This is a genomic window from Nonomuraea cavernae (assembly GCF_014646355.1).
GTDB classification, from domain to species: domain Bacteria; phylum Actinomycetota; class Actinomycetes; order Streptosporangiales; family Streptosporangiaceae; genus Nonomuraea; species Nonomuraea cavernae.
Genome location: NZ_BMNH01000015.1, coordinates 60905 through 79615 on the forward strand (window position 1 = coordinate 60905; position 18711 = coordinate 79615).

Sequence of the window (18711 nt, forward strand, 5' to 3'; positions counted from 1 at the left end):
GCTTAAGGTGTCACCTGTGGTGGTTCACGGCTTGCTGGCACTGTCACTGGCGACGAGCGTCCTCCCCGCCGCCGACGTCCAGGCGAAGATCGACTGTTCCAAGGTCAAGTGCCTGGCGCTGACCTTCGACGACGGCCCGGGCAAGCACACCCGCCCCCTGCTCGACCTGCTGAAGAAGGAGAAGGTCAAGGCGACCTTCTTCGTCACGGGCAAGCACGTCGAGGAGTCGCCGTCCGTTGTCAGGAGGGCCGCGCGCGAGGGTCACGCGATCGGCAACCACACCTACTCCCACCAGTCGCTGCCGCCGCTGCTCGACTACGAGATCATCGACCAGATGCGCGCCGCCTCGACCGTCATCGAGGACGCGACGGGCAGGCGGGTGCGGATGTTCCGCCCGCCGTACGGGCACACGGACGAGCGGGTGCTGGGCATCGCCGGCGAGCAGGACCTCGCGCAGGTGCTGTGGACGGGCACCACGCTCGACTGGAGCCTGCGTGACGCCAAGAAGATCAAGGCCGCGGTGCTCCGGCTGGCCAGACGTGACGGCGTGATCCTGATGCACGACACGGTCCCGCAGACCGTCCAGGCCATGCCGGCGATCGTCAAGGAGCTGAAGAAACGCGGCTACCACCTGGTCACCGTGCCTGCGTTAGCGGGAGCCAAGGGGGCCAAGGGGCTGCGACCCGGCGTCAGCTACCCCTAGAGCTCGCCGAGTCCGGGGTTTCCCGGCTGCCCGGGAAATGGAACCATGCAGACCGAGACCGCGAAACGTCCACGCTGGGTGCCGCTCGCGACCTTCCTCGCCATTCAGGCCGTGCTCGCGTGCTGGTGGGCGGCCTTCTACCCGGGCCTGTTCAGCCGCGACTCGGTGCTGTACCTCAGCCACACGATGGCCGGCCCGTGGGTGAGCGACCATTCGGTGGCCTACGACGGGCTGCTGTGGCTGAGCATGCGGATGACCGGCGACGTCGGCCTGGTCACGCTGCTCCAGACGACCGTCATGGCCGCGGTGCTCACCTATGTCGCGGGCGCGCTGAAGGCGCTGGGCGCGCCGCGCCGGTCCACGACGGCGGTGGCGATCCTGCTGCCCTTGCTGCCGCCGGTCGGCGCGTTCGCGGTCGCGCTGTGGAAGGATGTGCCGTTCACGCTCTGCGCCGTCGCGATCGCCGCGGTGTGCGCGGGGATGGCGGCCGGCCGCACCCTCAGCGGGCCGCGGCTGGTCGCGCTCGGCGGGCTGATGACCGCTCTCGGCCTGTTCAGGGCCAACGGTTTCCTGGTCGTGGCGGTGGCCGTCGTCGTGCTGGTCGTGGTGGTCAGGACCAGGAGGGCCTGGCTGGCGGTCGTCGGCGCCGCGGCGGCGGCCGTGCCCCTGCTGCTGAACAACGTGGTGCTGCCGCACGCCGGCATCTCCGCCCCGTCCAGCACGTACGTCTACCACACGGCGTTCGGCGACGTCGCCGTCCTCTACCGCGACCATCCCGAGGTGTTCACCGACCAGGACCAGACGTTGATGACCGCCGTCGCGCCACTGTCCAGATGGCGGGAGGGCGGCACCTGCCACACGATCAACACGCTGATCTGGCGGCGCGACTTCAGCTGGCAGCAGGCCGACAAGCACGCGGGCGAGCTGCTCAGCCTGTGGAAACGCCTGCTGCTGGAGCACCCCGGTCTGATCGTGGAGGCCAGGCTCTGCAGGGGGCAGATCGCCTGGCGGCCGGCTGAGGACGAGTGGGCCGTCGGCGGGGAGACCTACCACTTCTCGCTCCGGCCCACCTCCGAGACGTACGTCGGCCCGGGCAAGGTGCCCGACTATCCCGAGCGGCAGGTCTTCCGGCTCCGGCCGAAGTCGCCCGACCTGCACCGGGTGGCCGAAGCCTGGCTGATCGGCAGCACCGAGTACGACTCGCTGATCTGGCGGGGCGCGCTCTGGGCCTACCTGGCGTACGTGGCCGTCGCGCTGGCGGCGTGGGCGCTGCGCAACCGCTACGTGGTGGCCGTGGCCGCGGTGGTCGCCGGGCAGCAGCTGGCGATTCTGGCCAACATCTCGGCCCAGGACTTCCGCTACATGGCCACGCCCATCTACGTCGGCATGCTGCTCCTGCCGCTGCTGGTGTCCGCCGCCTGGCGCCTGGTCCGTCCCGCGCGGCTCAGGGAGTGATCCGGCGCCCCCGACAGGCCGGTGAGAACCTGCCGGGGGCGCCGTGACACCTGGCGGCGGTGTCCCGTGGCTCTGCTGAAGAGCCACGGGACTCCCCCGACCTAGCGGAGGGTGAAGGCGCGGAGCGTGGTCTGCTTGACGCGGTTGCCGGCCGCGTCCCACGCCTCCGCCTTCAGGCTGACCGCGCCCTTGGTGCCGGCCAGGCGCGGATACGTGGCCGAGGCGGTGTAGTCGCCTCCGCGTCCGCGGCGGACGTCGACGGCGGTCCAGCGCTGACCGTCGTCGGTGCTGATCCACAGCTTCAGGCCGGCGATGGCGGGCATCCGGGCGGTCCCCGGCGAGTGGTAGACGTTGACGTCGAAGGTGTGCCGCCTTCCCGCCGGCACGGTGTTGTCGAGCCCGATGTCGTCGGACAGGTCGTAGGAGACGAACACGACAGGCTCCGGCCGGCACGGGTCCGGGGCGCCGATCAGCGAGCCCAGGCAGTCTTGGCCGGGCAACGTGGCGCTCTTGGTGACCGTCTCGGAGCGGAAGGTCCACTCCGCCGTCGTCCGGGTGCTCGGGTTGTCGAGGGTCAGCCGGTAGTCCCCCGCCTCCTTGGGCAACGTGAACCCGGGGAGGCCACTCGTGAGGTCGAGCGGGATCTCCGCGCCGTTCCGGTAGAGGCGGGTGTCACCGAGCCAGATCATTCCGGTCTGGCTCTGTGCCCCGATCTCGTTGTAGTTGGTCCACAGGGTGTCGCCCTGCCGGCAGATCGAGCAGGCGGCGACGCTCTGCGGAGATTCATCGATCAGCCGCTGGACCGGGCCGGGCACGGTGGTCGCGCCCGGTGTCAACGGCCCGGCATTCCAGTGCTGGGTGTGGCGGGCCGGCTTGTCGAACACGTGCAGTGTGCGGAGCGAGCGCTGCTGCTCGCTGCTCACCTCGCGGACGACGATCGTCTCGGGTTCGATCGGGCCGACGTACTCGGCGCGCCTGCCCGGTCCGTTGATCACCGGCAAATGCGCGGAGAAAATCCCAAGCTGCCCCTTCCTGATGAAGGACGACGCGACGAGGTAGTCCGTGGGGGCACCGGAGTGGTAGTGGGTGTCAATGGTCGCGAGCTGCTTGTTGGTGATCTTGAAGGTCGGCGTGGCGGGCACCCGGCCTCTCTCGGCGGGAGCCAGCTGGTAGCCGTAGGACGCATGCGGCCTGCCCTGAACGGCGATGGTGACCGGCCCCTTGGCGAGCCGCTTGATCAGCGCTCGGGCCTCGCCGGGAGACACGGTCACGTAGGGGATGCCGATGGTCGCGGGGTTCTCCCAGGACTCGGGCCACACTGGCTCGGGGATGTGCGGCCCGTCGCCGCAGGAGTAGAGCGGCGCCGACGGCCACAGCAGGATTCCGGACGCTCCCGCCTCGCGAATGTTCCGGACGCGGTCCAGTTGTGCGCCACACTGGCCGTCGTCGTCGAGGAGCGCCAGCTTGCCGCGCAGGTCGAGGCCGGCCAGGTTCTCCGGCTTGCCGACCCCGGCGTCGACCAGGTTCGCGGTCAGGTCACCGGTGAAGGGGACGTACTCCAGCGGGGTGCCCTTGAGCAGGTCTCCGTCATGCGCATAGACCTCCGGGTGCAGTTGGAGCGGGTCACGTCCGCGTACCTCCATGGTCACCTCGCGAGGGGCCAGCCCCCAGTAGGTGGCGACGAGGAACTCGCTCTTGGTGACCTTCTTGGTGGGAGTGATCCAGTGCCGGATGAAAGGAGCGGACGACGTCATGGAGAACCAGGTGGTGCCGTTCTTGAGCTTGTGCTGGAAGTAGGTGAACCCCTGGGAGCCCGGGGACGCGACGGCCGGTTTCGGGGTGCTGAAGCCGATCTCCTTGAGCTTGCGCGCGTCCAGGGTGACCTCGGTGTCCTCGGCGACCTCGACCTCCGGTACCAGCGTCCAGCCGCTGTTCGACAGGTACGAGGACGGATCCACCCAGGTGACCGCCGCGCTGACGCTGTAGAAGCCACGCGGCACCTGGACCCGGAAGACACCGGGCGACTCCCACTGTGCTCGGCGGGCGACATCGCCCCGGTCACCGGTGAGGTCGAGAACGCCGAGCATGCGCGGGTTCGCGGGCGCCCCTTCGCGGTCGAAGGTGCGGATGGTGAGCGTCACCTTCGGCGGCTCGCGGGTCAGGCCGACGGGGATGGTCAGGCGGGTACCGTGGTCGTCGGTCGCGGTCACCGCGCCCGTGTACGCGCCCAGTCCGAGATCGGCCGAGGTCAACGTGACGGTGGCCTTGGCCGTCTGGCCCGCCGGAACGGTCAGGGTCCCGTCCACCCTCAGGACGCCCTGGGGGACGGCTGCGCCGGCGACGGTCGCCAGCTTGGGGGTCAGGGTGAGGGTCACCGGCTGGTCGGACGTGTTGGCGTACACGATCTCCTTGCCGATCGGCGCGCTCCCTTCGTTCACCGCGCCGTAGTCGAGGTTCGCGGTGGCGGCGTACGCCCGCTGGGTGATCGCGTTCGCGAGGTCCAGCCGGCCGGCTCCGCGCTCGTAGACGGTCCCGTCCACGTCCTTGGCGGTGCTCATCAGCGCGGCCTTCAGCTCGGCGGCCTTCCAGTCCGGGTGCTGCTGGGCGAGGATCGCCGCGGCTCCGGAGACGTGCGGCGTGGCCATCGACGTGCCGGACGCCGCCGTGTAGGAGTCGTCGGCCGGGTTGCCCATGCTCGTACCTGCGGCGCGGGCGGCGACGACGTCGACACCGGGAGCCGCGATGTCCGGCTTGAGCGCCCCGTCGAGCCGGGGGCCACGGCTGGAGAAATCAGCCAGTTTGTCATCGTTGTCAGTGGCCGCGACGGTCAGGGCGGCCTGGGCGGCGCCGGGAGCGCCGACGGTCTCGGCCGCGCCCGCGTTGCCCGCGGCCACGACGAACAGCGTGCCGGTGTCGGCCGTCAGGCTGTCGAGCGCCTGGCTCATCGGATCGGTGCCGTCGGTCGCGTCACCGCCCAGACTCATGCTCACGATCTTGGAGCCGCTGGTGGCGGCCCACTGCATGCCCTCGATGACGTCGCTCTCGTACCCGCCGCCGGTGTCGTCGAGCACCTTGCCGACGACGAGTTTCACGCCGGGTGCGACGCCCTTGTACTTCCCGTCCGAGGCGGCGCCACTGCCGGTGATGATCGAGGCGACATGCGTGCCGTGCCCGTGGCCGTCCTTGACCGACTCGACGTCGGGGACGAACGACCGGGTTTCGGCGATCTTGCCGGCGAAGTCCGGGTGGGCCTCGTCGATGCCGGTGTCCAGGACGGCGACCTTGACGCCGGTGCCCTCGAATCCGGCGGCCCACGCCTGCGGCGCGCCGATCAGCGGCACGGTCCGGTCGAGGTCGGCCGCGACCTTGCGGTCGAGCCACACCTTGGTCAGCCCCGCGCTGAGGGTGCTCGCCGTCCTGCCCTCCGCCGTCCGGCCCAGTACGGCCGACCAGAACGTGGCGCTCTCCTGGTGCGGCACGGCCAGCGCGGCGGCGTTGATGCTGTCGAGAGTCCCGGTCGCCGAGCTGGCCGGCAGCGCCTCGGCGGTGGCCTTGAGGCCCTTCGTGGTCTCGGGATACTGCACGATCACCGGGGTGTGGGTCGACCGGTCGTTCGCGTAGCCGTGCTCGGCCAGGTATTTCACGTCGAAGAACTCGCGGTCGACGCGCCCCGCCTCGATCGCGGGCAGTACGTCGTCGGGGTAGACGTAGAAGCCGTCGGGCGTGGCCTGGCCGTGGAAGACGGGCAGCGGCCTGCCGGGCCTGACGGCGGCCTTGGTCTCGAAGCCGTAGCGCCCGCCGCCCGCGTCGGTCAGCGTCACCTTGTCACCCGTGATGAGGGTGATCTCGTGCTTGCCCGGCTTGACGCCGTCGAGCGTGATCGGCCCTGAGGTCTGCCTGACCTGGGCCTGGGCCTGGTCCTGATCCTGGGCCGCGGCGGAGCGGACCGGCACCACCGTCGCGGCCATCGCGATCACGGCGACGGCCGCGACCGGCCATCGTCGCCGCGCGCCTGGGGGGAACTTCATGGGGGTCTCCTGGGGGGTGTCAGAGTGGCTCGTACTCGTCGGCGCCGGCCTCGGCCTCGGGCAGGGCTCGCTCCTCGTCGGAAGGGTCGTCCCGAGGCTCATCCGGAGGGATGCACATGGGCAGAGCTTCGGTCAGCCGGAAACCCTTGTCATGAGTCGGATGACCTAATAAATGACGATCGCCCCTGGTCTGGAGTCAGGTCACGAGTCCGGATTCGAGGGCGCTGACCGCGAGTGCCGTACGGGAGTTGACACCGAGTTTGCGCATCGCCGAGTTGATTTGCGAGGCGACCGTCTTCGGTGAGCGCGACAGGACGACGGCGATCTCCCGGTTGGTCCTGCCGGTGGCGAGCAGGCGGACGACCTCCAGCTCGCGCGGTGAGAGCTGGTCACCGTAGCCGCGCCGGCCGCGCCCGCGCACCTCGACCTTGTGATCGCGCAGCAGGCTCGCCAGCCGCTCCGCCGCCCTCCGGGCGCCGAGGCCGGTCAGGCCCTGCAACACCAGCCGGGCCAGAGAGAGGGCCGCCTCCGTCTCGCCGGCGGCCAGCAGGCAGGCGACCTGCCGCTCCTGGGCGAGCAGCGCGTCGTACGGCCGGGGCAGCCGCTGCCAGGCGTCGGCCGCGCGGGCGTACGCGTTCGCGGCGTCCCCGCGTATCACGCCTGCCTCCGCCAGGATGGCGCGGCTCAGCTCCAGACCGGCCCAGCACGCCGGCGCGTCCCGGTCTCGTACCCAGTCCGCGAACGCGGAGACCAGGTCGGCGGCCTCGTCCAGCCGGCCGGCGGCGACCAGCGCCCGGGTGCGGGCCGGCGCGAGGTCGGCGGCCCACAGCCAGATGCCTTTGTCCGCCACCTGCCGGATGGGCTCGTCGGTGACCCGCAGCGCCTCCTCGACGCTTCCCCGCGCGAGCAGCAGCTCGCACAGAGCCGCCGCCGGCTCGGCCACGAGTTCGGCGGCACCGCGCCGGTGGGTTTGCGCGAGCACGTGCTCGAGCCGCTCACCGGCCTCGGGATCACCTGCCGCCGCACGCAACAGGGCGGCGACCAGCACCGCCTCCAGTTTCGTCACCGGCTGCAGCTCGTCGTTGTCCGCGAGGGCGGCGGTCCGCTCGGCCAGCCCCTGCCATTCGCCCCTGAACCAGTCCAGATGGACGCGAGTCGCGTCGATAATGCCTCTGTGACGGAGAAACTGGTAGCGCTCGGCCATCCGCGCGGCCGCCGCCAAGTGCCGGGCGGCCTCGGCGTAGCGTCCCCAGCGCACCGCGGCGTCGCCGAAATTCATGTAGCCCTTGTCGACATGCCGGGCCTCGTCGGCGCAGGCCGGGTCGCCGGGGATCCGGGACGCCTCCGCCCAGCCTTCCTCCTCCCCCAGCAACAGCAGGGCGGAGGCGCGCTCGACGAGCACACCGAGACGCTCGATCGGCGGCAACGACTCGGCGGCCTCCGCCGCCCGGCGTAACCAGCGCAGGTGCGCGGACACCGGCGCCGACGGTTCGCGCGGCCAGCCGAGGGTGACCATGATCCGGGCAGCGCTGAGAGAGCCGGGCGGCAGATGGACGACCGCCTTCTTCATCTCGGCCTGGCCCGCCTCGTACTCCTCCATGATCGTCAGGACCCGGCCCAGCTGGTAGCGGGTCTCCGCCCCCTCCACGGGCGACATGGTGTCCGAGTCGAGCGCGGCGCGCAGACTCCGGACCAGCCCCTTGAAGCGGTCGTCGCCGGTGAACGAGGAGAACGGGATCTTGACGACCAGCCGGGCCGCGTCGGACGCGGGCAGCTCGGGGTGGGTGAGCAGGTCGTACAGCAGCGACGTGGCTCCGGCCTCGTCGGCGGCGGCCAGGGCGAGATCGGCGGCCCGCTCGGCGTACCTCCTCCAGGCGGCCACGTCCCCGGCCTCGCGGAAGTGACGGGCCAGCTGGGACACCGGGGGCGGCGTCCGGCCGGCCAGGGCGTCGCCTGCTCTCAGGTGCATCGCCCGGCGTTCCGGCGCGGGGGTCGCCTCGTACACGGCCCGGCAGGCCAGTACGTGCCGGAACGACAGCAGCCCGCCGTCCTCGCGCAGCAGTCCGCAGGCCAGCGCCTCCGCCAGGCCGTCCAAGGGACCGTCGAGGAGGGCGCCCAGCGTGGCCTCGTCCGCCGGGGCGGACAGCACCGCCGCCGCCTGGAGGACGGCCCGCGCGGGCGGGTCCAGCCGGGCGACCCGTTCGAGAACCGCGTCACGCACGGTCGGGGGCACGTCGATCTCGGTGAGCCTGCGGCGTGCCCACTGCCCGTTCCGGCGGATCAGGTCCGCGCGGTCGTACAGCAGGCGTACGGACTCCTCGATGGCCAGCGGGATCCCGTCCGTGTGCCGGTGCAGCAGCGTGGCGAACGCCGGGGAGACCGGCTCGTCCGCCAGCATCGACGACACCAGATCGCCGGTGTGCGCCACGTCCAGGGGTTCCACCGCCAGCCGCAGCCCGGTCGTGCCCGTGGGCAGCCGGGAGGACAGCCGCAGGAGCAACGAGCCCTGCGGCACGTCGTTCGGGCGGTAGGTCACGACCAGGCTGGTCCGCAGCGGATGCCGGGCGGCCAGGAACAGCAGGAACTCCAGCGTTGCCTCGTCCGCCCAGTGGAGGTCCTCCATCGCCAGCACCGACACCTGGAGGCGGTCCAGCACCTCGGCGAGGGCCCGGAAGAGCAGGTGGCGGGCGGCGCGGGCATCCTCCGGCGGATCCGGCACCCGTGGCAGCTCGTCCGCCCACTCGGGGAACAACGGCCGCAGCGCTCCGCCGAGCGCGCTCAGCCGCAGTCCGGCGACCTGGCCGGTCGCCTGGCGGATCGCGTCGACGATCGGGCCCAGCGTGCACGGCTCGCGAAAGGGCGGGCACGAGGCCACCAGGCTCCGCTTGTCGCGGGCCACCCGCGAACTCAGGAACTCTCGCAGCAGGCGGCTCTTGCCGACCCCGGCCTCTCCCTCGACGAGGACGATCGCCGGCCCTCCGGCCAGCGCCTGCTGGAACGCCGCGAGCTCCGAGTCGCGGCCGACCAGCGCGGGCATCGACATCAGGCGCGAGGCGCCGGCGCCAGAAGTCGCTGTACCAGCCACAGGCGGGAGCTCCCTACCGTGAGACCACGGCCCGCGGGATCCGCTCCCACCCGGCGATCGCCTTGACGAGAGCACCGTTCCGGACACGGACTTCGGACCCGAGCGCACTACCGTCCGGCACAGCCGGAGACCAGATCATCATAGTCGTTATAAGGCACACGACACCAGGTTCGGCCCGTCCGGCGGTGCCGGCCGCCGCTCCACCTGGCCGCACGACGTGGGCGGTGCTGTCGTCACTCGGCCGTGTGCGTGAGGATCGCGTCGGCCAGCTCCCGGTGGGTCTCCGGCGGCAGCGTGTGCCCCATGCCTGCCACGATCATCAGCCGCGCCCCCGGGATCTGCTCGGCGATGATCGCGCCGTGACCCGGTTTGACCGGCTCGTGGCTGCCCTCGATGACCAGCGTGCGCGCCTTCACCCGGTGCAGCGCGCCCACCGGCTCAAAGTCGGGGCCGGCCCCTGCGGCCAGCCGGTGGTTGGCCACCGCCGACAGGTCGCGGGCGCGGTCGTAGACGCGTTCCTGCAGCCGGCGCGCCGCGTCCTCGTCGAACGGCAGCCCGGTGCCGTGCAGCACGCGCTGCTCGGCGATCATGCTGTCGATCAGTGCGCGGCGGTCCTGGGCGGGCGGGGCGGTCATCAGCGCGCGGAAGAATTCCACGAACTCCGGCTCCGGCTCCGGCAGGCTGCCCTCGGGCTGCGGCTGCCCCGTCAGGGCCCGAAGGAGCACCTGGCCCTCGCCGCCGCCGAGCGGCGAGGAGGCGATGACGGTCAGCGACCGCACCCGCTCCGGCGCCTCCACGGCGATGAGCTGGCTGAGCAGCCCGCCCGCTGAGTGGCCCACCAGGTGGGCGCTGTCCAGGCCGTGGGCATCCAGCACGCGGTAGACGTCGTTCTTGATGTCGTCCCAGGTGTACGGCTCGGCCGCGAAGTCGACGGTGCCGGACCTGCCGGTGTCGCGGTGGTCGTACCGGATCACCCTGCGGCCGCCGGCGGTCAGCCGGCCGACGAGCTCGTCCGGCCACAGGATGCCCTGCGACATCGAGCCCATGATCAACAGGATGGGCGCGTCCGTCTCGGCGCCGAACTCTTCGCTCCAGATGGTTACGTTGTGCATGACTCAGAGCATGCCGTCCCCGGCTACGGGCGCCTTCTGTAGAACTACCAGCCGCGCCAGCTCCGTACGGGTGCCGATGCCCAGCTTCGGATAGATCTTGTACAGGTGGTACTCGACCGTACGGGGGCTCAGGAAGAGCTGGGCGGCGATCTGCTTGCTCGACAACCCGTCCGCGACCAGGCCGGCGATGCGCAGTTCCTGCGGGGTCAGCGCGTCGAGCACGCTGGGGGGCGGGGCGCTGCCGCTCTCGCCCGCCGCCCGCAGCTCCTCCTGCGCGCGCCGCGCCCACGGCCGGGCCCCGGCCCGCTCGAAGGTCTCCCACGCCATCCGCAGATGCGCTCGCGCCTGACCCGGCCGCTGCGCGCGGCGCAGGTGCTCACCCAGCAGCAGGGCCGTCCTGGCCGCCTCGAACGGGTTGGTGTGCAGCCGCAGCGCCTCGCCGAAGGCGTCCTGCGACGATTCGGCCAGACCCCGGCAACGGGCCAGCAACGCGCGCGACTCGGACGTCGCGGCGTGCTCGGCCGACCGCTCGTAGGCCGAAAGCGCCGCCCGCGCGCCGGCCTCGTCGCCCGCGCCCACCGCGGCCTCGATCTGGTCCGGCATGGTCCGCCACGCCACGGTCGGATGCCCGGCGCCCGGCCCCGCCACCGCGATCGCCCGGAAACGGTCGTGCGCCGACGCGTAGCGGCCCAGGCACAAGTCGAGCATCGCCAGCGCGTACGCGGCCACCCCCGCACGCAGTCCCACCCGGTGCGGCAGGGCGATGGCCAGCGCCTCGCGGGCCTGCCGTTCGCAGGGCTCCTCCTCACCGCGCAGAGCCGCCAGCACCGCCAGATTGGCCAGGTGCGCGGCCACCGTGTTCTCGTACCCGGCCTCCCGCGCCAGCGCCAGGCCCTCCTCGGAGACGGCCTGGCTGCGCGCGAGCCGCCCGGCGAGGCGGTCGGCGGTCGCCACGAACTCCAGCACGACGGGCAACTGCCCGGTCATCCCCGACACCCTGGCCACCTGGCCGGCCCGGGTGGCCAGCTCGGTGGCCAGATCCGACTCGCCCAGCGTGCTTGCCGCGGCCGTGGCCCACAGGTAGCCCGCCGCGTCCTCCAGCTCATCGACCCGCGTCAGTGCCCGCCGCAGCAGGCCGGGACCGGTGGCGTCGCCGTCCAGCGTCAGACCGATCCCGGCGAGGGTGTCCCGCAGGAATCCCTCAGGGTGCGCGGCCGCCCGCCGGCCGAGCTCGACCATGGCCGCCGTGTCGCCGACGTACGAGGCCGCCTCCAGGGCGTCGGCCAGCATGTCCAGGCTGTCGCCCGCCGCCAGGATCCGCACGGCCTCGGCGGCGTTGCCCGAGTTCAGCTCGAACCGGCCCCGGAGCTGGGCGATCTCCGTCGCGAGCGTGATGTCCCCGCCGGCCGCTTCGCGTGCCTCGGCCAGCAGCGATTCGGCCTGTCCCGGCCGGCCACCGAGCCAGGCCGCCCCGGCGGCGTCCTTCAGCCGGACGGCGCGGGCGCGCGGCTCGGGGGTCAGCTCGGCGGCCCTGGTCAGGGCGGTGGCGGCGGCGCCGTACCCGCCACGGTCGCGAGCGCTCTCGGCTGCCTCCGCCAGCGCGGCGGCGACCGGCTCGGCCCGGCCCAGGGCGGCTCCGGCCAGGTGCCAGGCCCTACGGTCGCCCGCGGTCAGCTCCGCCAGAACGGCGTGCACGTGGCGGACCTCGGCGGGGGCGGCCGCCTCGTGGATCGCGGATCGCATGAGCGGGTGACGGAAGCGCACGCCGGTGCCCGACACCTCGGCCAGCCCGCTCTCCTCCAGCTCGGCGAAGGCCGCCGCCACCACCGACGCCACCGACGCCACCGTCCCCGACCCCGACCCGGACCCGGACCCCGACGCCGCCACCGACGCCACCGACCCCGCCGCCGCCCCGGCCGCCAGCCGCTCGGCGGCACGCAGGACCACCTCGACGTCGGTCTCGACGGCGGCGAGCAGGGCGACCAGCCGGGCGGGGGCCGACAAACCGGTCACCCGGTCGCCGAAGAGCCGGGCGCCTCCGGGCAGCGGGTCGGGCAGCGGTTCGCGGCCGGCGAGTTGCGCGGGCGTCAGCCGGGCGGCGATCTCGTCCAGGGCCAGGGGGTTCGCCCCGGTCAGCGTGATGAGTTCGCGTCTCACCGGGGCGGACAGCAGCCCGTGCCGGGACTCCAGCAGCTCGGCCGCGGCGTCCTCGGGCAGGCCGCGCACGCCCACCGTCGACGGCACGCCCTTGATGGGGGCGTCGCCGCGGACGGCGAGCAACATCGCGATCCGTTCGGTGCCCAGCCGCCTGGCGGCGAACAGCAGCGCGTCGGCCGAGGCCCGGTCGGCCCATTGGAAGTCGTCGACCATGCAGATCAGGCCCTCCGGGCCGGCGGCCTCGACCAGCAACGACAGCACGCCGGCGGCCAGCAGGAAGCGGTCGCCCGCGCCGCCGGCGGCCTGCCCCAGGGCCGCTCGCACGGCGTCGCGCTGCGGCCCGGGCAGCGCGTCGAGCAATCCGGCCACCGGCCACAGCAGCTGGTGCAGCGCCGCGAACGCCAGGTCGGACTCGGACTCGACGCCGCCGGTCCGCAGCACCCTCATCGCCCCGCCCCGCGCGGCCGCCGCGTCGAGCAGGGCGGTCTTGCCCGCGCCGGCCTCACCCCGGAGCACCACCGCCCCGCCGCAGCCATGGCGAGCCTGCGCGATCACCTCGTCGAGCGCGCTGATTTCCGCAGATCTGCCGTAAAGCACAGAAACCCACTGTAAAGGCCAGGTGGGCGTGTCAGAGCGCGGCAAGCTGCCGGGTGGCGAGCCGGGATGGTACGGCGCGCAGCAACGCGTGGCTCAGGTCATCGTGTACGGCGGTGTCCTACACGATGAAGATCCTGACACCCGGCGGTAGCCACTTTTTTGTGGGTACTTGTCGGCCGTACCGGAGCGGCCTGAAGCTTGGTCGTGGGCGGTCGAAGGCCGTCAGATCCAGGCTGAGATGGGCGGGTTGGCGGTGTATCAGGAAACCGGTTGGGGCTCGGCCAGCTGCTCCAGGCGGCGGTGGCCCCAGTCGGCGAGAGGCTCCAACGCCTCGGAGAGTTCGCGGCCGAACGCGGTGAGGGAGTACACGGTCTTCAGCGGTCGCACATCGTGCACCTCCCGGTGGACCAGTCCGTCGCCCTCCATCTCGCGGAGCGTCTGAGTCAGCACCTTCTCGGTGAGGCCCGGCAGTCGCCGGCGCAGCTCGCCCGGGCGGTGCGGACCAGATTCGAGGAGCCAGAGCAACATCGTCTTCCACTTGCCGTCGATCACGGCGATCGCGGCGGTCACTCCGCAGACGTTCGGATCCTGAGCACGGCTACGCGTCATCTTCATCCCCATTCATCACCGTTTGCTGTTTATTGAGGAGTTGAGGCATGACCTCGAACATTGAAGAGTCTGCCGTCACCGTACTCGGCCTGGGGCCGATGGGCCGAGCCCTGGCCGGCGCCTTCCTGGACGCCGGGCTGCGGACCACGGTCTGGAACCGGACGCCGGGCAGGGAACGGGAGTTGGTCGGACGGGGCGCGGTCGGCGCCCGATCGCCCGAAGCGGCTGTCGCCGCAAGCAGGTTGACCGTGCTCTGCGTGGTGAACTATGACGCGGTGGACGCCATCGTGCGGCGTGACGCGGTCACCGACGCGCTCAAGGGGCGCACTGTCGCGAACCTGACCGCCGACACCCCCGACCGCGCCAGGGGCATCGCGGCCTGGGCGGCCGAGCACGGCATCGGGTACCTGGACGGTGCGATCATGACGCCGACCACGACCATCGGAACGCCGGACGCGGTGTTCCTCCACAGCGGTCTGGAGGAGCTCTACCGGAAGCACCGGCCGGTGCTGGACGCCCTGGGTGGCACCCACACCCACCTTGGTGAGGACATCGGCCGGGCGGCCGCGTACGACATCGCCTTGCTCGACATCTTCTGGACCGCGATGGCGGGTTACGCACACGCGCTGGCGGTCGCGAGAGCCGAAGGGATCACCGCGCGGGAGCTGGCGCCGTTCGCCGAAGGCATCGCCACGATCCTTCCGGCGATCTTCGAGCAGTCTGCGGAGGAGGTCGACAGCGGGACGTTCTCCGGCGAGGACAACCCGATCACCTCGGCGGTGTCGTCCATGGCCCATATCGTCCACACCTCCGAGGCCCATGGCATCGACGCGGGCGTGATGCGTGCGGCTGAAGGCCTGGCGCGCCGCGCCATCGGACGGGGCCACGGCACCGACGGATTCCTCCGGATCACCGAGATCCTCAACCCTCGCTGATCACTGATAGTCGATAGCGCAGGACGGAAGTACGTCGGCTCCGTCGAGAGCTGGGTCCGGTTGATCGAGGTGAGTCGGCCTCTGGTGACGTTCCGCTGGACCTATGCGTTCGCCGCGGACGGACAGGTGCTGACGTCGGATGCGACCTCGCGTGTCCGAGAGCGGGAGGAAGTCGATCGGGACCTGGTCACGCACGACGCGACGCCAGGAGATGTCGGTCTTATCGCATAAGCTCGCGACTTCAGTCCGCTATCCGATCATGATGGGAGAACAGGTGCTTCACCGCGCCATCAACCAAGCAATAGTCCAGGCATTCGCGGATGAGGGCTTAGAGACCCGGTTCACAGACTCCAGAACGCTCAGCATCAGCTCTCAGCCTGCCGACGTCTTCGTCGATGTCAGCGATTGGTACGTCCACGTTTATGACGTCCTTGCCGATTGTGACGTGGATGAACTGCCCATGATTGCCGCGAACATAGCGCGCGGGTTCGCTCAGGAGATTCGTACGCAAGCGGGACAGGGCCAGGCACTTGAGCAGCCCGCCGCGGTCGACATCGAACACCTCCTGGAGACCGAGGCGCTGCGCGTGCGCATCTACCCGGAGGCGGAGCTGGCGGAGGTGCCCGGCTTGCGGGACTCCCTGCTCACTCGGCAACTCGCACCCGGACTGATGGAGACCGTGGTCATCGACCTGCCCGACGCGATCATGCCGCTCAACCGCTGGGACATCGGCAGCAGGACCGAGGACCAGCTCTTCGGTGCCGCGCTCCATGCCTCTGTGAATCGGGAGCCGCACTACACCGAAGCCTTACAGGTCCAGAACGTCCCGATCATGGCCATCGGTGAGACCCACCGCTACATCGGCTCGCATGTCCACGTGCTCAAGCGCCACCTCGGGCCTGCCCCACACGGTGCGCTGGTCTCATTCCCGCTTCCTGAATACCTCCTCGTGCACGAGATCGGCAGCGTCGAGTTGACCGCGGCGATGGAGGCCATGCGGTCCGCCTCCCGAACCCTTGTCAGCGGAGGCGAAAAAGCCCTTACCTCGCAGCTCTACTGGTGGCGCCCTGGCACGTACGAGCAACTACCCGAGTGGGACGCGCTTGCCTGCGGCGCCGTCCCAGACCTGCGGCTCGTCGGAGTCAAAGAGGACGAGGAGGTGGATACGCGGGAAAGGAGCATCACCTTCTTGGCCGCCGACACCATGGAGCCCGTCGACCTACGGGTACGCGACCATGGGCGACTCGCCTGACACATCCAGTGCCGCCGATGCGCGTCCGTGGATCACGCGTGGCGAAGGATCGGTCAAACCCCATTCACAGTGCGATGGCACACCATCTTCAGGAACGGCGGAGAGTTCCGATGGCCGAGGAGCGCAGCGGGAGGCTGGCCGCGATCAGGTCGAAGCTCGATCTGCTCAAGCGGGTGGAGGCCGAGCACGGTTTCGGCGTCATCATCGAGGAGCCCAGGGAGCTGGAGCCCGTCCCTGGGCTTCCTGCGGGGGTGACGGAGGTGTTCGGCCTGTTCCACCGGTTGGGCGGAGATTACTTCCGCTTCCAGCAGCCACCAGAGTTGGCCGGTCGCCAAGCCTGGGCCGACCGCCACATCGATCCGCACTGCCCTCTGGGCAATCCACTCCACATCGGCTGTGAACGCTACGGCGCTCCCGAGGACATCGAGTGCGGCAGCGGCATCTACCTTGATCTCCAGGGCGGCGACGTCTACTTCTGCGACGGGGACGACTACGTCTTCGCCTACGAGCACGTTGACGTCGAAGAGGTCGAGACCACGGAGCTGGCATCCGACATCGTCACGTTCTTCGACTTCCACGTCCTCGGCGAGGGCTATCCCCAGCTCGTCGCGTCCGTCATCGGGGGGCACGCCGTCAACCGCCGTAAGCGGCGGCGCCGACACCGGGACAGCTGGATGAGGCTCCTGGAGATGGGCGGCCTGGCGTCTGCGGAGACGTGGGAGAAGGTCGCCGGGCAGGATGCCGACGGCACTTCCGCCGCCGAAGGACATGCGAGCCGGCAAGGGACACCTTCCCTCAGCCCGTGACCTGCTCACTCTGCCGTGGCTCCTCGGCCGGGAACAGGATCAGGCTCATCAGATGGGGATGGCGGCCGGGCTCGGGACCGTTGGCCGCACGAGCGGCGAAGACGGCGCGCAGCTCGCCGACCATCTCCGCGATCTCGTCCTGGCTGAGCCAGAAAACGCCCTGCTTGTAGCCGACGAAGTCGGCGGACGGGTCGGCTCCGTCCCGATCGAGGTAGGCGTCGAACTCGGCGAGCAGGGCGGCCATGGCTGCCGCGAACCCCTGGCGGTGGTCGTCCAGGGACATCGACGCGGCCGTGTCCGCGTCGATCACCGTCCGCTCGCCGCGTAGCCGGTAGTGCCGTTCCACGGCGCCGCGTACCCGCTGCTCGCCGACGACCTCCAGCACTCCCCCATCGACCAGCAATCCGACGTGCCGGTACACGCTGGTCTTGGGGACGTCGGGCAGACGGGCGCACAGGTCGGACGTGGTGTGGGTGTGTCCGCCGGACATGGCGTTCACGATGCGCAGCCGTACCGGGTGCAGGAGCAGATCAAGCGAGTCCATTCGCCTATGATTCCATATCTGATACCATTCCCAGATATGGAAAAGGTCAAGACCGCAACGAACGCCCCGACGACCGCGGCACGGCTGAGCGACCAGGCGGTGATGCCACTGCGCACGCTGGATCCGACCGGACCGCTGGATGATCTCGAATGGCTGGACCACGCGGTCGGCGACGCACGGGTGGTGGCGATCGGCGAGAGCGCGCACTACAACGGCGAGTTCTACCGGCTCCGCCACCGCCTGCTGCGCTACCTGGTCGAGCGGCACGGGTTCAGCGTTTACGCGATGGAGACCGGCTTCGCCGAAGGACTCCTGGTCGACGCCTGGGTCCGAGGCGGCGACGACCGGCTCGGCCACGTCATGGCCAACGGCATGACCTCGCTGATGGGGCTGTGGGCGCAGATGCGCGACCTTCTGCGGTGGATGCGACACCACAATGAGACCGCCATGCGCCCCCTCGGCTTCTCCGGGATCGACCTGCCCGGCTCGAACATGTCCCTGTTGCCCGGTTTGGACGCCGTGCTCGCCTACCTCGCGCAGGCCGATCCCGAGTTTCGGCTTGACCCGAGCGTCCGGGAGACGGCTTCGGCCTTCGCGGCGATGTCCGCGTTCTCCGCGCCCGCGGCCATCGCCGCCTACGGCCAGTTCCCCTCCGCGACCAAGGACGCACTGACGGCGAGTCTCGCCGAACTCGTCGCGCTCATGACGGGCCGGCGCCTGGACTACCTTCAGCGGACCACTGTCGAGGACTACGAGCGCGCGCTTCAATCACTGCGCATAACGGTCACTCTCGACACGATCATCCGCGCGATGGCGCGGGGCGACCAGCGGACCGTGATGTTCAACCGCGAAGCCGCGATCGCGGACACCGTCGAGTGGATCTTGGGCGGACAGGACCGGATCGTGCTGGCCGCGCACAACGGTCACATCCAACGCGGGCCCGGCACGCTTCCCGGCCTGACGCCGATGACGCCGATGGGCATGCACCTGGCCGATCGGCTGGGCAAGGACTACCTGGTCATCGGCACGACCTCGGGGACCGGTCAGATCCTCAACACCGGCCCCGACTTCTACACCGGCACCTTCTTCACGGCGATGGAGGCGCCCGAGCCCGGCAGCCTCGACGCGCTCATGCACGCCAGCCACGACGGGCCCTTCGCCACCGACCTGCGGCGGCTGTCGCCGATCGACACCGACGCCGTTCGCGGCATCACTGGGCAGCGCGCCGGCATCGGGACGTTCTACTCCCCCGTGAGCCCGCTGGACGCCTACGACATCATCGTGCACCTGCCCCACGTCACGGCAGCCGATCCCGACGACGCCGCACTCGCCCACTCACCCCGGGACGTGCGGGAGGCGTTCGCCCAGTGGAAGCCGCAGTGACACCGTGCAGCGGTCGACACACCCGCCGCCCAGCGAGTGATCGGA

Annotated in this window: 12 protein-coding genes; 6 read left to right on the forward strand and 6 right to left on the reverse strand. The window is 70.9% G+C overall.

The genetic code is table 11. The features are described 5' to 3' along the window. The first annotated feature begins 16 nt into the window (after positions 1-16). Together IEY82_RS23120 and IEY82_RS23125 are read left to right on the forward strand one after the other, a co-directional pair. Positions 17-703: a polysaccharide deacetylase family protein gene (locus IEY82_RS23120; protein WP_189126293.1), complete on the forward strand. Its 687-nt coding sequence runs from the start codon at positions 17-19 to the stop codon at positions 701-703. Positions 704-748: 45 nt separating this feature from the next. Next, positions 749-2158 carry a hypothetical protein gene (locus IEY82_RS23125; RefSeq protein WP_189126294.1) on the forward strand — a complete coding sequence of 470 codons (1410 nt, stop codon included), beginning with the start codon at positions 749-751 and terminating at the stop codon, positions 2156-2158. A 101-nt stretch (positions 2159-2259) separates the two neighbouring features. Here the strand turns inward: IEY82_RS23125 and IEY82_RS23130 are convergent, their stop codons facing one another. The 5 genes from IEY82_RS23130 to IEY82_RS23150 form a co-directional block, all read right to left on the reverse strand. Further along, positions 2260-6186 carry a S8 family serine peptidase gene (locus IEY82_RS23130; protein ID WP_189126295.1) on the reverse strand — a complete coding sequence of 1309 codons (3927 nt, stop codon included), beginning with the start codon at positions 6184-6186 and terminating at the stop codon, positions 2260-2262. A gap of 196 nt (positions 6187-6382) precedes the next feature. Next, positions 6383-9271, reverse strand: coding sequence for a helix-turn-helix transcriptional regulator (locus IEY82_RS23135; RefSeq protein ID WP_225263613.1), 2889 nt, complete (start codon positions 9269-9271; stop codon positions 6383-6385). Positions 9272-9504: 233 nt separating this feature from the next. After that, complete coding sequence (locus IEY82_RS23140; RefSeq protein ID WP_189126296.1) at positions 9505-10383, reverse strand: alpha/beta hydrolase; 879 nt, start codon at positions 10381-10383, stop codon at positions 9505-9507. A gap of 3 nt (positions 10384-10386) precedes the next feature. After that, positions 10387-13137 carry a helix-turn-helix transcriptional regulator gene (locus IEY82_RS23145; RefSeq protein ID WP_189126297.1) on the reverse strand — a complete coding sequence of 917 codons (2751 nt, stop codon included), beginning with the start codon at positions 13135-13137 and terminating at the stop codon, positions 10387-10389. A gap of 258 nt (positions 13138-13395) precedes the next feature. Continuing rightward, on the reverse strand, positions 13396-13746 hold the full coding sequence (locus IEY82_RS23150) for a winged helix-turn-helix transcriptional regulator (RefSeq protein ID WP_189126298.1): 351 nt from the start codon (positions 13744-13746) through the stop codon (positions 13396-13398). Between the two features lie 47 nt (positions 13747-13793). Here IEY82_RS23150 and IEY82_RS23155 point away from each other — a divergent pair, with 47 nt between their 5' ends. From IEY82_RS23155 to IEY82_RS23165, 3 genes are all read left to right on the forward strand, one after another. Then, on the forward strand, positions 13794-14681 hold the full coding sequence (locus IEY82_RS23155; RefSeq protein ID WP_189126299.1) for an NAD(P)-dependent oxidoreductase: 888 nt from the start codon (positions 13794-13796) through the stop codon (positions 14679-14681). Between the two features lie 259 nt (positions 14682-14940). Continuing rightward, positions 14941-15933 (forward strand): hypothetical protein, encoded by a 993-nt coding sequence (locus tag IEY82_RS23160; RefSeq protein ID WP_189126300.1) that lies wholly within the window; start codon positions 14941-14943, stop codon positions 15931-15933. A gap of 110 nt (positions 15934-16043) precedes the next feature. Beyond that, positions 16044-16739 (forward strand): hypothetical protein, encoded by a 696-nt coding sequence (locus IEY82_RS23165; protein ID WP_189126301.1) that lies wholly within the window; start codon positions 16044-16046, stop codon positions 16737-16739. Here the strand turns inward: IEY82_RS23165 and IEY82_RS23170 are convergent. After that, entirely contained in the window at positions 16729-17283 is a 555-nt protein-coding gene (locus IEY82_RS23170) for a helix-turn-helix domain-containing protein (RefSeq protein ID WP_189126302.1), read from the reverse strand. The two genes, IEY82_RS23165 and IEY82_RS23170, sit on opposite strands and share 11 nt — an antisense overlap. Before the next feature lie 36 nt (positions 17284-17319). Here IEY82_RS23170 and IEY82_RS23175 point away from each other — a divergent pair, with 36 nt between their 5' ends. Next, positions 17320-18666 (forward strand): erythromycin esterase family protein, encoded by a 1347-nt coding sequence (locus IEY82_RS23175; protein ID WP_189126303.1) that lies wholly within the window; start codon positions 17320-17322, stop codon positions 18664-18666. Positions 18667-18711: the final 45 nt, after the last annotated feature.

Excerpts from the sequence above, each read along its gene's own strand:
- IEY82_RS23170 (WP_189126302.1), bottom strand. The coding sequence starts at position 17,283 with ATGGACTCGCTTGATCTGCTCCTGCACCCGGTACGGCTGCGCATCGTG.
- IEY82_RS23130 (WP_189126295.1), bottom strand. The coding sequence starts at position 6,186 with ATGAAGTTCCCCCCAGGCGCGCGGCGACGATGGCCGGTCGCGGCCGTC.
- IEY82_RS23165 (WP_189126301.1), top strand. The coding sequence starts at position 16,044 with ATGGCCGAGGAGCGCAGCGGGAGGCTGGCCGCGATCAGGTCGAAGCTC.
- IEY82_RS23155 (WP_189126299.1), top strand. The coding sequence starts at position 13,794 with ATGACCTCGAACATTGAAGAGTCTGCCGTCACCGTACTCGGCCTGGGG.
- IEY82_RS23175 (WP_189126303.1), top strand. The coding sequence starts at position 17,320 with ATGGAAAAGGTCAAGACCGCAACGAACGCCCCGACGACCGCGGCACGG.
- IEY82_RS23160 (WP_189126300.1), top strand. The coding sequence starts at position 14,941 with ATGATGGGAGAACAGGTGCTTCACCGCGCCATCAACCAAGCAATAGTC.
- IEY82_RS23140 (WP_189126296.1), bottom strand. The coding sequence starts at position 10,383 with ATGCACAACGTAACCATCTGGAGCGAAGAGTTCGGCGCCGAGACGGAC.
- IEY82_RS23125 (WP_189126294.1), top strand. The coding sequence starts at position 749 with ATGCAGACCGAGACCGCGAAACGTCCACGCTGGGTGCCGCTCGCGACC.
- IEY82_RS23150 (WP_189126298.1), bottom strand. The coding sequence starts at position 13,746 with ATGACGCGTAGCCGTGCTCAGGATCCGAACGTCTGCGGAGTGACCGCC.